At 46.7% G+C, this 15,370-nt stretch carries 11 protein-coding genes; all 11 read right to left on the bottom strand.

Annotation, left to right across the window (positions count from 1 at the left end):
* Positions 1-81: 81 nt before the first annotated feature.
* The 11 genes from fusA to secE all read right to left on the bottom strand — a co-directional run bounded on the left by fusA (position 82) and on the right by secE (position 15,304).
* On the bottom strand, positions 82-2,211 hold the full coding sequence (gene fusA / locus CWI73_RS12410) for an elongation factor G (protein ID WP_126753070.1): 2,130 nt from the start codon (positions 2,209-2,211) through the stop codon (positions 82-84).
* A gap of 30 nt (positions 2,212-2,241) precedes the next feature.
* Positions 2,242-2,712, bottom strand: a complete 471-nt coding sequence (rpsG, locus tag CWI73_RS12415) for a 30S ribosomal protein S7 (protein ID WP_126753071.1) — start codon at positions 2,710-2,712, stop codon at positions 2,242-2,244.
* A gap of 71 nt (positions 2,713-2,783) precedes the next feature.
* A complete protein-coding gene (gene rpsL / locus CWI73_RS12420; RefSeq protein WP_006956845.1) occupies positions 2,784-3,158 on the bottom strand; it encodes a 30S ribosomal protein S12 in 375 nt (124 codons plus the stop codon).
* Positions 3,159-3,364: 206 nt separating this feature from the next.
* Positions 3,365-7,600 (bottom strand): DNA-directed RNA polymerase subunit beta', encoded by a 4,236-nt coding sequence (gene rpoC, locus CWI73_RS12425; protein ID WP_126753072.1) that lies wholly within the window; start codon positions 7,598-7,600, stop codon positions 3,365-3,367.
* Between the two features lie 72 nt (positions 7,601-7,672).
* The gene (gene rpoB / locus CWI73_RS12430) at positions 7,673-11,701 is read right to left on the bottom strand and encodes a DNA-directed RNA polymerase subunit beta (protein WP_126753073.1); all 4,029 of its coding nucleotides are present in this window, start codon (positions 11,699-11,701) and stop codon (positions 7,673-7,675) included.
* Between the two features lie 216 nt (positions 11,702-11,917).
* Positions 11,918-12,295 carry a 50S ribosomal protein L7/L12 gene (rplL, locus tag CWI73_RS12435; RefSeq protein ID WP_053953118.1) on the bottom strand — a complete coding sequence of 126 codons (378 nt, stop codon included), beginning with the start codon at positions 12,293-12,295 and terminating at the stop codon, positions 11,918-11,920.
* A gap of 53 nt (positions 12,296-12,348) precedes the next feature.
* On the bottom strand, positions 12,349-12,867 hold the full coding sequence (gene rplJ, locus CWI73_RS12440) for a 50S ribosomal protein L10 (RefSeq protein ID WP_058576827.1): 519 nt from the start codon (positions 12,865-12,867) through the stop codon (positions 12,349-12,351).
* Positions 12,868-13,115: 248 nt separating this feature from the next.
* Complete coding sequence (rplA, locus tag CWI73_RS12445; protein ID WP_053953120.1) at positions 13,116-13,811, bottom strand: 50S ribosomal protein L1; 696 nt, start codon at positions 13,809-13,811, stop codon at positions 13,116-13,118.
* Positions 13,812-13,814: 3 nt separating this feature from the next.
* A complete protein-coding gene (gene rplK / locus CWI73_RS12450; protein ID WP_011233603.1) occupies positions 13,815-14,243 on the bottom strand; it encodes a 50S ribosomal protein L11 in 429 nt (142 codons plus the stop codon).
* Between the two features lie 137 nt (positions 14,244-14,380).
* Positions 14,381-14,920, bottom strand: a complete 540-nt coding sequence (nusG, locus tag CWI73_RS12455; protein ID WP_126753074.1) for a transcription termination/antitermination protein NusG — start codon at positions 14,918-14,920, stop codon at positions 14,381-14,383.
* A 3-nt stretch (positions 14,921-14,923) separates the two neighbouring features.
* Positions 14,924-15,304 (bottom strand): preprotein translocase subunit SecE, encoded by a 381-nt coding sequence (secE, locus tag CWI73_RS12460; protein ID WP_053953122.1) that lies wholly within the window; start codon positions 15,302-15,304, stop codon positions 14,924-14,926.
* Positions 15,305-15,370: the final 66 nt, after the last annotated feature.

A 15,370-nucleotide genomic window follows, 5' to 3' on the forward strand; every position in this document is an offset into this window, starting at 1 on the left:
TTCAAATTTTTCTTTAGACATGATATATCCTCAAATTTAAGTTGAAAGCCCGGTCCTGTGTAAGACCGGACCAGACCTTACTTAATCTTTAGCGTTACGCTCAGCCATCACTTTTTCAGCGATGTTGTTTGGTGCTTCACCATACTTCAGGAATTCCATCGAGTAAGATGCACGACCCTGAGTTTGTGAACGCAAGTCAGTTGCGTAACCGAACATTTCAGACAGTGGAACAACTGCATTAACAGCTTTCAAGCCACCTGGCGCTTCTTCCATGCCTTCAATCAAACCACGACGACGGTTCAAATCGCCAACAACGTCACCCATAGATTCTTCTGGAGTAATAACTTCCACTTTCATCAGTGGTTCCAGAAGTACTGGGTCTGCCTGCATTGCACCTTTCTTAAATGCCATGCTACCAGCGATCTTAAACGCCATTTCTGACGAGTCAACGTCGTGGTAAGAGCCATCATACAGAGTTGCTTTAACACCCAATACTGGGTAGCCAGCTAATACACCCTGCTCCATCTGCTCTTGAACACCTTTATCTACAGCTGGGATGTACTCTTTCGGTACAACACCACCAACGATTTCGTTAACGAATTCGTAAGTAATGTCTTCGCCGTCTTCATCTTCTTCGATAGCCATTGGCTCAAGTTTCAGCCATACATGACCGAACTGACCACGACCACCTGATTGACGTACAAATTTACCTTCGACTTCAACCGCCTTACGGATTGCTTCACGGTATGCAACCTGAGGCTGACCAACGTTACATTCAACTTTGAACTCACGTTTCATACGGTCAACGATGATATCCAAGTGAAGCTCGCCCATACCTGAGATGATGGTTTGGCCAGATTCTTCGTCCGTTTTAACACGGAACGACGGATCTTCTGCTGCCAACTTACCTAAAGCAATACCCATTTTTTCTTGGTCAGCTTTAGTTTTTGGCTCTACCGCAACAGAGATAACTGGCTCTGGGAATTCCATACGCTCAAGAATGATCTTGTTGTTTGGATCACACAGCGTGTCACCAGTAGTTACGTCTTTAAGACCAATTAGTGCAGCAATGTCACCAGCACGAACTTCTTTAATTTCCTGACGGTCATTTGCGTGCATCTGTACCATACGGCCGATACGTTCTTTCTTGTTCTTAACAGGGTTGACGACACCGTCACCTTGGTTAAGCACACCTGAGTATACGCGAACGAAGGTTAAGGTACCAACGAATGGGTCGGTTGCGATTTTAAACGCCAAAGCTGAGAAAGGTTCTTTGTCGTCTGACTTACGAACACCTTCAGTTTCATCGTCATCCAAAATACCAGTGATAGGCTTAACTTCGGTTGGTGACGGTAAGAACTCGATTACCGCATCCAGCATTGCCTGAACACCTTTGTTTTTGAAGGCTGAACCACACTGAACTAAAACAACTTCATTTGCCAAAGTCGCTTTACGAAGACCGCGTTTGATCTCTTCTTCAGTTAACTCACCTTCTTCAAGGTATTTTTCCATCAGCTCTTCGTCAGCTTCAGCCGCAGCTTCAACTAACTCAGTGCGCAATTCGTCTGCTTGATCTTGAAGGTCAGCAGGAACGTCTTCATAGGTAAATGTCATACCCATGTCGTTCTCGCTCCAGTTGATAGCCTTCATTTTGATAAGGTCAACGACACCTTTGAACTCGTCTTCTGCACCGATTGGAATCTGAATTGGTACTGCGTTCGCGTTCAAACGAGTTTTCATTTGATCAACGACTGACATGAAGTCAGCACCAGCACGGTCCATCTTGTTGACGAATACCATACGAGGTACTTCGTATTTGTTCGCTTGACGCCAAACAGTTTCTGTTTGAGGCTGAACTCCTGAAGATGCACACAGAACAACGATAGCACCATCAAGAACTCGCAAAGAACGTTCTACTTCGATAGTGAAGTCAACGTGTCCCGGAGTATCGATAATGTTGATACGGTGTTGAGGAAATTGGCGGTCCATACCTTCCCAGAAGCTTGTTACAGCTGCTGAGGTGATAGTGATACCACGTTCCTGCTCTTGCTCCATCCAGTCAGTTGTAGACGCACCATCGTGAGTCTCACCGATTTTGTGACTACGACCCGTGTAATAAAGTACACGCTCTGTGGTCGTCGTTTTACCGGCGTCTACGTGAGCACAGATACCGATATTACGATAGCGCTCAATTGATGTTTCTCGAGCCACAATAAACTCCTTTCTAGGTTAACTGTGAATTTACCAGCGATAGTGAGCAAACGCTTTGTTTGCTTCAGCCATGCGGTGAACGTCTTCACGTTTCTTCACAGCTGACCCTTTATTTTCTGATGCATCTAGCATTTCAGCTGCCAGACGCTGCGACATTGATTTTTCACCACGGGTGCGCGCTGCATCAACTAACCAGCGCATAGCCAGTGCGTTACGACGTACCGGACGAACTTCAACTGGAACTTGGTAGGTAGAACCACCAACGCGACGAGATTTAACCTCGACGGTAGGACGCACGTTTTCTAGTGCATCTTCAAAAACGTCCAGATGACCCTTGCCTGACTTCTCTGCCAGGATGTCCAGTGCACCGTAGATAATCTTTTCAGCGACTGCTTTTTTGCCGTCAACCATGACGACATTGATAAACTTAGCCAACAACTCTGATCCGAACTTAGGATCCGGCAGGATTTTACGTTGACCTATGACGCGTCTTCTTGGCATCTCAATATTCTCCGATTAATTCAGGGTATTACCCAAAACGTACAAAGTTTGGCCTTACTAACGGAGAACCGTTAAGACTTAGGCCGCTTCGCGCCGTACTTAGAACGGCCTTGTTTACGATCGTTAACACCTGAACAGTCAAGTGCACCACGAACGGTGTGGTAACGAACACCTGGCAAGTCTTTTACACGACCGCCACGAATCAGTACGACTGAGTGTTCTTGTAAGTTATGTCCCTCACCACCGATGTACGAAGATACTTCGTAACCGTTGGTTAAACGAACACGGCAAACTTTACGCATTGCAGAGTTCGGTTTCTTAGGGGTTGTGGTGTAAACACGGGTACATACTCCGCGTTTTTGAGGGCACGCTTCAAGAGCCGGAACGTTGCTTTTCACAACGGGCTTTTGACGGCCTTTACGCACCAGCTGATTAACTGTTGCCATTCATTACTCCTAGTTTAGTTGATGTCGCTTTTTAGCGCACACAATGTGCGTGAAAAATCGCTTTTTTCCGACCATACAAAGCCGGATCCCGAAAATCGGGAGCCGAAATTCTAATGGTCATATTTTCACCTGTCAAGGTTATAAAAAAGAAGCCAGCACTATTATTAGTACTGGCTTCTGTACAAATAGGCTAAAAGCGTATTTGTTTATTCAGCAGAATCGTCTTTTGGTGACTCGTTTCCTGCATTAAGAGCATCCGCTAACTGTTGCTCAGCTTGCTCTGCAGTCATTGATGGTTCTTCATCAACTTGTAACTCGTCGAGGCGACGCTGCATACGTTCTTTGTGATACGAGTAACCGGTACCTGCCGGAATTAATCGACCCACAATAACGTTTTCTTTCAGACCACGCAGACTGTCTTTACGTCCGCCTACTGCTGCTTCGGTCAGAACACGCGTTGTTTCCTGGAACGAGGCCGCAGAAATGAACGATTCTGTCGACAGTGACGCTTTAGTGATACCCAACAGCTGACGCTCGAAGGTTGCTGGCGTTTTGCCTTCGGCTTCCGCTTTTGCGTTTGCTGCAAGAACTTCCGCCATTTCAACCATTTCGCCTTCCAGCAGGTTGGTATCATTTGCGCGAAGAATTAACGCTTTACGCAACATCTGGCGAACAATCGTTTCGATGTGCTTATCGTTAATCTTAACACCCTGTAGTCGGTAAACTTCCTGAACTTCGTTCACGATGTAGTTTGCTACAGCACTTACGCCACGCAGACGCAGGATATCGTGTGGTGCTTCCGGACCATCGGCGATAACCTCACCTTTCTCAACCTGTTCACCTTCGAACACGTTAAGCTGACGCCACTTCGGAATCATCTCTTCGTGCTGCTCGGCACCATCGTTTGGTGTGATAATTAAGCGACGCTTACCTTTGGTTTCCTTACCAAATGATACCGTACCTGTCTTCTCTGCAAGAATTGCAGGCTCTTTCGGACGACGCGCCTCAAACAAGTCAGCAACGCGCGGAAGACCACCGGTAATATCACGAGTCTTCGAACCTTCTTGCGGAATACGCGCCAAGGTATCACCGACTTTAACTTCGGCGTTATCTTCCAGGTTGATGATAGCGTTACCTGGCAAGAAGTACTGCGCAGGAATATCGGTACCGGCGATGTTCACGTCGTTACCTTTACCGTCAACCAATTTAACCATTGGGCGCATGTCTTTACCAGCACTGGTACGTTGACCAGTTTCCAGTACTACAATGCTTGAAAGACCTGTCAGCTCGTCGGTTTGACGCGTCATAGTAACGCCGTCAATTAAGTCGACAAACTTGATACGACCTTCCACCTCGGTAATGATTGGGTGAGTATGCGGGTCCCAGTTAGCGACAGTCTCGCCGCCTTCAACTGCATCACCTTCACCTTTTTTCAATACCGCACCGTAAGGTACCTTATAACGCTCGCGCTCACGACCGTATTCGTCGATAAGTGTCAACTCAGTCGAACGAGAAGTAATTACATGCTCTTTATCGCTGTTTACAACCCACTTCGCGTTGTGCAGCTTTATACTACCTGAGTTTTTAACTTGTACACTGTTTTCAGCTGTTGCACGCGATGCCGCACCCCCAATGTGGAAGGTACGCATGGTCAGCTGTGTACCCGGCTCACCTATTGACTGTGCCGCGATAACACCAACCGCTTCACCTTGGTTAACCATGTGGCCACGAGCCAGATCACGACCGTAACAGTGCGCACAAACACCAAAGTCTGTGTCACAGGTAATTACCGAGCGAACTTTAACTTCATCGATAGAGTTTTCTTCGAGAATGTCACAATTCTTTTCGTCAAGGAGCGTGTTACGCGGTAACAGAACCTCTTCGCTGCCCGGCTTCAGAACATCATCGCAAAGGACCCGGCCTAGTACGCGCTCACGTAATGGTTCTACAACGTCACCACCTTCAATTAATGGCTTCATTATTAGACCGTCGTGCGTGCCACAGTCTTCTTCCATGATAACCACGTCTTGAGAGACGTCGACCAGACGACGAGTCAGATAACCTGAGTTCGCTGTTTTCAGTGCCGTATCCGCAAGACCTTTACGAGCACCGTGAGTCGAGATGAAGTACTGAAGTACGTTCAGACCTTCACGGAAGTTCGCAACGATAGGCGTTTCAATGATTGAGCCATCCGGCTTCGCCATCAGACCACGCATACCGGCCAACTGACGAATCTGTGCAGGGCTACCACGAGCGCCTGAATCAGCCATCATGAAGATAGAGTTAAACGATGCTTGCTCTTCTTCTTTGCCGTCTTTATTGGTGACAATTTCTTTCGATAAGTTATCCATCATTGCTTTCGAGACTTTCTCGTTAGCGGTTGACCAGATATCGATAACTTTGTTGTACTTCTCACCAGCAGTTACCAAGCCCGACTCGAACTGTTCCTGAATTTCTGCAACTTCTTCTTCCGCCGCTGCAACGATTTCTTTCTTAGCTTCAGGAATAACCATGTCGTTGATACCAACCGACGCACCTGAAACCATCGCGTAATGGAAACCGGTGTACATGATTTGGTCAGCAAAAATAACTGTGTCTTTCAAACCAAGGTTACGGTAAGCCTGGTTCAACATGCGTGCGATAGGCTTTTTGCCCATAGCCTGATCGATAAGCTCAAACGGCAAACCTTCAGGCATAATTAAGGACAATAATGCACGACCTACGGTTGTATCACGTACCGCAGTTTTAGTCGTACGGTTACCGTCTTCGTCAGCGGTTGTGTCCGTAATACGCACTTTAACGCGTGAATGCAGCTCTACATCACCGTTACGGTAAGCTTTTTCAGCTTCAGACGGGCTTTTGAACATCATGCCTTCGCCTTTACCGTTAATTTTTTCCTTGGTCATGTAGTAAAGACCCAATACAACGTCCTGTGAAGGTACGATGATTGGATCACCACTTGCTGGCGACAGTACGTTGTTGGTTGACATCATCAACGCACGAGCTTCTAACTGAGCTTCCAAAGTCAGCGGCAAGTGAACAGCCATTTGGTCACCGTCAAAGTCGGCGTTATAAGCCGCACAGACCAATGGGTGCAACTGAATGGCTTTACCTTCAATCAGTACCGGCTCAAACGCCTGAATACCTAAGCGGTGAAGTGTCGGTGCACGGTTAAGCAGTACTGGGTGTTCTTTGATGACTTCATCAAGTACATCCCAAACTTCTGCAGTTTCGCGCTCAACCATTTTCTTAGCTGCTTTAATGGTTGTTGCTAAACCACGACGCTCCAACTTGCCGTAAATAAACGGCTTGAATAGTTCCAGAGCCATCTTCTTCGGAAGACCACACTGGTGCAAGCGTAACTTAGGACCAACGGTGATAACCGAACGGCCTGAGTAGTCAACACGTTTACCCAACAAGTTCTGACGGAAACGACCCTGTTTACCTTTGATCATATCTGCCAAAGATTTCAGAGGACGCTTGTTAGAACCGGTAATAGCACGACCACGACGACCATTATCTAATAAGGCATCAACCGCTTCCTGAAGCATACGCTTCTCGTTACGCACAATAATATCCGGAGCCGCCAAATCTAACAGGCGCTTCAGACGGTTATTACGGTTAATAACGCGGCGATACAGGTCGTTCAAGTCTGATGTTGCGAATCGACCACCATCCAGCGGTACCAACGGACGTAAGTCTGGTGGTAGTACTGGTAATACTTTCAGAATCATCCACTCTGGCTTGTTGCCAGACATCTGGAAAGCTTCTAACAACTTCAGGCGCTTGCTGATTTTCTTACGTTTTGTTTCAGAGTTGGTTTCAGGTAACTCTTCGCGCAACGTTTGGATTTCAGCGTCAATGTCGACAGCACGCAATAAATCAAGCACCGCTTCGGCACCCATTTTTGCGTCGAACTCATCGCCATGTTCTTCTAAAGCGTCTAGATATTCTTCTTCTGTCAGAATCTGACCTTGCTCTAAAGACGTTAAGCCGCCTTCAGTAACTACGTAAGATTCAAAATACAATACACGCTCAATATCACGCAGAGTCATGTCAAGCATAAGACCAATACGTGATGGCAGTGATTTTAAGAACCAGATATGCGCAACAGGGCTCGCCAGTTCAATGTGGCCCATACGTTCACGGCGTACTTTGGTTAAGGTGACTTCGACGCCACACTTCTCACAAATAACACCGCGGTGCTTCAAACGCTTGTACTTACCGCACAAACATTCATAGTCTTTTACCGGACCAAAGATACGCGCACAGAACAAACCGTCACGCTCTGGTTTGAACGTACGATAGTTAATAGTTTCCGGCTTTTTGACTTCACCGTATGACCAACTGCGGATCATATCTGGCGAAGACAAAGCAATACGAATTCCGTCAAATTCGTCTGCTTGATTCGTCGGCTTTAAAAGCTTCAACAAGTCTTTCACGATTTATCTCCTGTCGGAGTTCAACCTATGGGGAGTGAACATCACTCCCCCAGTAATTCCAGCAACAGACGCTTAGTTCTGTTCCAGCTCGATATTAATGCCCAGAGAGCGAATTTCTTTCAACAATACGTTGAACGACTCTGGCATACCCGCTTCCATTTGCAGGTTGTTGTCGACAATGTTTTTGTACATCTTCGTACGACCGTTTACGTCGTCCGACTTAACCGTCAACATTTCCTGCAAGGTGTATGCAGCACCGTATGCTTCTAATGCCCAGACTTCCATTTCACCGAAGCGCTGACCACCAAACTGTGCTTTACCACCCAATGGCTGCTGAGTTACCAAGCTGTAAGAGCCGGTAGAACGAGCGTGCATCTTGTCGTCGACCAAGTGGTTCAGTTTCAGCATGTACATGTAACCAACAGTCACATCACGCTCAAACTTCTCACCTGTGCGGCCGTCAAACAGCGGTATCTGACCTGACTCAGGTAAATCTGCCAGCTTAAGAAGCTCTTTAATTTCTTCTTCAACCGCACCATCAAATACCGGTGTTGCGGTTGGCAGGCCTGCTTTCAGGTTACCTGCTAAGCGCATCACTTCGTCATCAGAGAACTCACTGATGTCGACTTTCTGACGGCATTCACCTAAGTCATAGACTTGCTGTAAGAAGTCACGCAGATCTTTAATTGCGCGCTGTTGCTTCAGCATCTTGTCTATTTTGCTACCAATTCCGCGGGCAGCCATACCCAAGTGTGTTTCCAACACCTGACCAATGTTCATCCGCGACGGTACACCCAACGGGTTCAAAACGATATCTACTGGGTTACCTTCATCATCGTGAGGCATGTCCTCAACCGGAATGATAGTAGAGATAACACCTTTGTTACCGTGACGACCAGCTAACTTGTCACCTGGCTGGATGCTACGTTTGACCGCTAAGTAAACTTTTACGATTTTCAGTACGCCAGGCGCTAAATCATCACCTTGAGTGATTTTACGGCGCTTGTTCTCGTACTTAGTATCGAAATCGTCACTAATTTGCTGGTACTGCTCGGCAATTTGCTCTAATTGCGCTTGAGCGTCTTCAGAACCTAAGTCCTGAGTTAACCAGTTTTTACGGTCCATGCTCGCTAATTTAGCTTCATCGAAACCATTAGCTAATAGCAAGTTGCGCGCACGGTTGTAGATACCTTCTTCAAGAATCTTAAATTCTTCTGTCAGGTCTTTCTTAACCTTCGCCAGTTGCATCTCTTCGATAGCAACTGCACGTTTATCTTTTTCAACGCCATCGCGAGTAAAGACTTGCACGTCGATAACTGTACCGTTAACACCGTTAGGAACGCGCAGCGAGCTGTCTTTAACGTCCGACGCCTTCTCACCAAAGATTGCTCTCAAAAGCTTCTCTTCCGGCGTCAGCTGCGTTTCGCCTTTTGGCGTGACTTTACCAACCAGAATGTCGCCGCCTTTAACTTCGGCACCAACGTATACAACACCAGCTTCATCAAGCTTACCAAGCGCTGATTCACCAACATTAGGAATATCTGAAGTAATTTCTTCAGCACCTAACTTGGTATCACGAGCAACACAGTTCAGTTCTTGAATGTGAATAGTGGTTAAACGGTCTTCTTGCGCAACCCGCTCAGAGATAAGGATTGAATCCTCAAAGTTATAACCATTCCACGGCATGAACGCGACACGTAGGTTTTGACCCAATGCCAATTCACCTAAGTCTGTCGATGGACCATCTGCCAATACGTCGCCACGGGTTACCGGCTCACCAGGATTAACCGTTGGTTTTTGGTTAATACAGGTGTTTTGGTTAGAGCGTGTGTACTTAGTTAAGTTGTAAATGTCGATGCCCGCTTCGCCCGGCACCATTTCTTCTTCATTTACTTTAACTACGATGCGGCTCGCATCGACGTAATCAACAACACCACCACGTTTAGCAACAACGGTAACACCCGAGTCGACTGCGATAGTGCGCTCAATACCAGTACCAACTAACGGCTTATCTGCACGTAGTGTTGGTACCGCCTGACGTTGCATGTTTGACCCCATCAAAGCACGGTTAGCATCGTCGTGCTCAAGGAATGGAATCATGCTTGCTGCAATTGACACGATTTGCTGAGGAGCAACGTCCATGTACTGAACTTGCTCTTTACTCATCAGTGTAAATTCGTTTTTATGTCGGCAAGGCACTAAGTCTTCGGTCAACTCACCTTTGTCGTTAAGCGCTACGTTCGCCTGAGCGATAACATAGTTGCCTTCTTCAATGGCTGACAAGTAGTCGACATCGTCAGTAACGACACCATTTTCAATACGACGGTAAGGCGTCTCAAGGAAACCGTACTCGTTCGTTCTTGAGAAGCTCGACAGCGAGTTAATAAGGCCGATGTTCGGTCCTTCCGGCGTTTCGATTGGGCACAAGCGACCATAGTGAGTCGGGTGTACGTCTCGAACTTCGAAGCCTGCTCGTTCACGCGTCAAACCGCCCGGACCTAATGCAGAAATACGACGCTTGTGCGTGACTTCTGACAACGGGTTGTTTTGGTCCATGAACTGAGACAGTTGGCTTGAGCCAAAGAACTCTTTCACGGCAGCGCTGATTGGCTTCGCGTTAATCAGGTCTTGTGGCATGGTGTTGTCTAAATCGCCAAGAGACAAACGCTCTTTAACGGCACGCTCAACACGTACAAGACCAACACGGAATTGGTTTTCCGCCATTTCACCAACCGAACGAATACGGCGGTTACCCAAGTGATCGATATCATCCACTTCATCAAGACCGTTACGAATCTCGATAAGCTTCTTCATGACATCGATAATGTCTTCTTTCGACAACGTATTATCACCACTTAAGTCATCACGACCTAAACGGCGGTTAAACTTCATGCGACCAACGGTCGATAAGTCGTAACGCTCTTCGCTGAAGAACAAGTTGTCGAATAACGCTTCTGCTGCTTCGCGAGTTGGCGGTTCACCTGGACGCATCATACGATAAATTTCTACCAACGCTTCCAAACGGTTTGTGGTTGAATCTACGCGCAGCGTTTCGCTCATGTAAGGACCGTGATCCAAATCATTCACGAACAGCGTTTCAATTTTCTTAATACCGGCTTCGCTCAATGCCGCGATTAACTCAAGCGTTAATACGTCATTTGCGTGACCAATAACTTCGCCAGTTTTCTTATCGGCGTAGTCTTTTGCTAATACTTTTCCGACCATGTACTCAGTCGGCACGTCCATTTCTTTAATGTCCAGCTTCTCTAACTGACGAATATGGCGTGCGGTAATACGACGGCCTTTTTCAACCAATACTTCGCCATCAGCACCTTTGATGTCGAACTTCGCAGTTTCGCCGCGAAGACGCTCAGGCACCAACTCCATCTTGACTTTGGTCTTCAAGATTTCAAAGTAGGTTGTTTCGAAGAACATATCGAGCATTTCTTCGGTGCTGTAGTCTAGTGCACGAAGAATAATAGACGCCGGTAATTTACGGCGACGATCGATACGAACGAACACGTTGTCTTTAGGATCAAACTCAAAGTCTAACCACGAGCCACGATATGGGATTACTCGCGCGTTATACAGAACTTTACCTGACGAATGTGATTTACCTTTGTCATGGTCAAAGAAGACACCCGGAGAGCGGTGGAGCTGAGAAACGATAACTCGCTCTGTGCCATTGATAACGAAGGTTCCGTTTTCTGTCATTAACGGAATTTCGCCCATGTACACTTCTTGCTCTTTAATGTCTTTAACCGTGCCGGCTGCTGCTTCTTTATCAAACAGGACCAGACGCAGTTTCACACGCAGAGGGGCTGAGTAGGTAATACCACGAATTTGACATTCTTCAACGTCAAATGCCGGCTCACCCATGTGATAACTGACGTACTGCAGTTCCGCATTACCTGAGTAGCTGGCAATAGGAAAAACCGAACGAAAAGCCGCTTCCAGACCATTATTGGCATCTGGATCGACTTCAATAAATTTCTTAAATGAATCAAGCTGCATAGACAGCAAATAAGGCACTTCTAAGACCTGCGGTCGTTTACCAAAGTCCTTACGAATACGTTTTTTCTCAGAGTAGGAGTACGCCATGGGGTTCCTCAGCTAGCTGATTGATGACCCTAACCAACGAGTGGTTCGATGGTTAAGACAGATGAATCTTTTATCTGTCGATCCCGTGTTGTTTTTGCAAAACTTGTATCCCAACCTCGGGCAAAAATGATACAAGCAATACAGCGCAAAAAGGCTGGTGGTTATTTAACCACCAGCCCAAGGCCCTAAAGAGCCATATTTTGTACAAAAGTCGACTTACTTAACTTCAACTTCCGCACCAGCTTCTTCAAGCTGCTTTTTCAGCTCTTCAGCTTCGTCTTTGCTAACACCTTCTTTGACTGCAACTGGTGCAGACTCAACCATAGCTTTAGCTTCTTTCAAGCCAAGGCCAGTTGCGCCGCGAACAGCTTTGATAGCAGCTACTTTGTTGCTACCAGCGCCTTTCAGCATTACGTCAAATTCAGTTTTCTCTTCAGCTGCTGCTTCGCCGCCTGCTGCTGGACCAGCTGCTACTGCAACTGCTGCAGATGCGTCAACGCCGAATTTTTCTTCAGCTGCTTCGATCAGTTCAACCAGTTCCATTACTGGCATTTCAGCGATCGCGTTTAAGATATCGTCTTTAGTCAGAGCCATTACTCTAAACTCCTGGGTTGATAATTACAAAAAATGGTTAAAAAACCAACGTATTATTTAGCGTCTTTAATTGCTGCCAACGTTCTAACGAACTTGCTAGGTACTTCGTTAACTGTTTTAACGAACTTGCTAACAGGTTCTTTGAAGGTGGCGAGCAATTTAGCCAATGCTTCGTCACGAGTCGGAAGTGAAGCAACTGCGTCCAATTTTTCAGGACCCATGATGCCATTACCGATTGACAGAGCTGTAACCTGCAGGTTCTTGTTCTCTTTGGCAAAGTCTTTGAACAAACGAGCTGAAGCGCCCGGTGCGTCCATAGAAAAACCATAAACAAGAGGTCCTTTTAGTACATCACTCATGTCGTCGAACTGAGTACCTTCAAAAGCGCGCTTAGCAAGAGTATTTCGAACAACTTTCAGAAATACGCCTTGCTCACGTGCTTTTTTACGAAGCTCAGTCATATCGGCAACTTCGATGCCTCGATATTCAGCAACGGTGACGGCTAGCGCATTCGAAGCAACGTCGTTAACTTCCTTAACGATGGCTTTCTTTCCGGCTAAACCAATTGCCACTGATATCACCTCGTTTTCAATTTGGAGCCGAAGCTCCTCGTTACAATTAGGTGGAGTTACCTCCACCGCGTTGTCACGGTGATTCTCTACCCAGAGAGCCTGAGTCGGATATCACCATCTGCGTAGGAAATTAAGTGCCGCTATTCGATACTACTGAAATTCTCGCGGTACACCTACGGTCTTGGACGGGAGCCTTGTTTGTTGCCTTTTGAGCATGACAAACGGCAGCTCCAACCCATAAACCTTAATTAACCAGCGCTAACTGTACCCTGGTCAATGCTTACACCAGCGCCCATCGTTGTAGATAAGCTGATGCGTTTAAAGTAAACACCTTTTGCAGAAGAAGGCTTAGCTTTCTTAAGAGCGCCTAATAATGCATCAAGGTTTTCTTTCAATTTCGCGTCATCGAAATCAACACGGCCGATTGTTGCGTGAACAATACCGTTTTTGTCGTTGCGATAACGAACCTGACCCGCTTTAGCGTTTTTAACCGCTGTTGCTACGTCAGGAGTTACAGTACCTGTTTTCGGGTTAGGCATCAGGCCACGAGGACCTAAGATCTGACCTAATTGACCAACAACACGCATTGCGTCAGGTGATGCTACGACAACGTCGAAGTTCATTTCACCTTTCTTAACTTGTTCTGCTAAGTCTTCCATACCAACAATGTCAGCACCCGCTTCTTTCGCTTTGTCTGCATTGTCTCCAGAAGTAAAGACTGCAACGCGAACGTCACGACCTGTACCGTTTGGTAATACAGTCGCGCCACGAACGTTTTGGTCAGATTTTCGAGCATCGATGCCAAGGTTTACTGCAACATCAACGCTTTCAGTGAATTTTGCTGTTGCTAGTTCTTTCAACAGTGCAATTGCTTCATTCACGTCGTAATCGCGGGCTTCAACTTTCTCTGCGATCATGCGAGCGCGTTTTGTTAATTTAGCCATCGATTAGCCCTCCACGTTCAAGCCCATCGCGCGAGCAGAGCCGGCGATAGTGCGTACAGCTGCGTCCATGTCGGCAGCAGTAAGGTCTGGTTCTTTAGTTTTTGCAATTTCTTCTAATTGCGCACGAGTCACAGTACCAACTTTCTTGGTATTAGGCTCGCCAGAACCACTCTTGATACCCGCTGCTTTCTTAAGCAAGAAAGACGCAGGAGGCGTTTTCGTGATGAACGTGAATGAACGATCTTCAAATACTGTAATTTCAACAGGCACAGGTGCGCCCTTTTCCAGGCTATCTGTTTGCGCGTTGAATGCTTTACAGAATTCCATGATGTTTACACCGTGCTGACCCAAAGCAGGACCAACTGGCGGTGACGGGTTAGCTGAACCAGCAGCTACCTGTAATTTGATAATGGCTGATACTTTCTTCGCCATGATTATTTCCTCTGTTGTGGGTTTAACGCCTCGTAACTTTTCAGAGTAAAGTTACTCAATCGGCTCCCCGTTAAAAAAGGACGCGAATTATAAGTGAATTCGCGCCGTTGATCAATGCCAGATTGATGATTTTTTGATCACGACTTCTCGATTTGACCAAACTCTAAATCGACCGGAGTTGCACGGCCAAAGATAGAGACGGAAACCGTTACGCGACTTTTCTCGTAATCAACTTCTTCAACAGTTCCGTTAAAGTCAGCAAACGGACCGTCGGTAACACGAACCACTTCACCCGGTTCAAACAATGTTTTCGGCTTCGGCTTGTCCGCAGAGTCCTGCAAGCGGTCAAGAATAGCGTCTGCTTCTTTTTTAGAAATAGGCGTTGGGCGGTCACTTGTGCCACCGATAAAGCCGAGGACACGCGGAACGCTCTTAATTAAATGCCATGAATCTTCGTCCATGACCATTTCGACCAGTACATAGCCTGGGAAAAACTTACGTTCGCTTTTGCGACGTACGCCGCCGCGCATTTCTACGACTTCTTCCTTCGGTACTAATATTTCACCGAATTTGTCTTCCATGCCATGCAGCTTGATGTGTTCTTTTAGAGATTCAGCAACACGAGCTTCGTAACCGGAAAAAGCCTGTACGACGTACCAACGTTTCTTATCGCTCATAGTTTAAATCTCCAATCCGGTTAAGAAGCCAACGACACGCACAAGGATGCCATCAAGACCCCAAAGAATTAACGCAACAATAACGGTCGCGACAACAACGATAAGCGTTGTTTGAGTTGCTTCCTGACGAGAAGGCCAAACGACTTTGCGAACCTCAGTGCGACTTTCTTTAGCGAAAGACACAAACTTTCTGCCCTTAATTGTGGTGCTAGCGAAAAAGCCAGCCAGTCCCACTAATACGACAACGCCAATAGCGCGATAGAGTACTGAGATTTCTTCTGCGTAGTAGTGATTACCGCCGATAGCTACAACTAGCAAGGCGATAGTGATTATCCATTTCAAGCTGTTTAATGAACTGCTCTGCGTCTCGTTATTTGCGCTCATTCTTTAATCCTAATTGCGACCGGTCTTCGCTTTGAACTTAAAATCTGGCAGGGGCGGAGGGATTCG

It is taken from the genome of Idiomarina piscisalsi, assembly GCF_003987095.1.
In the GTDB taxonomy this organism is placed as follows: domain Bacteria; phylum Pseudomonadota; class Gammaproteobacteria; order Enterobacterales; family Alteromonadaceae; genus Idiomarina; species Idiomarina piscisalsi.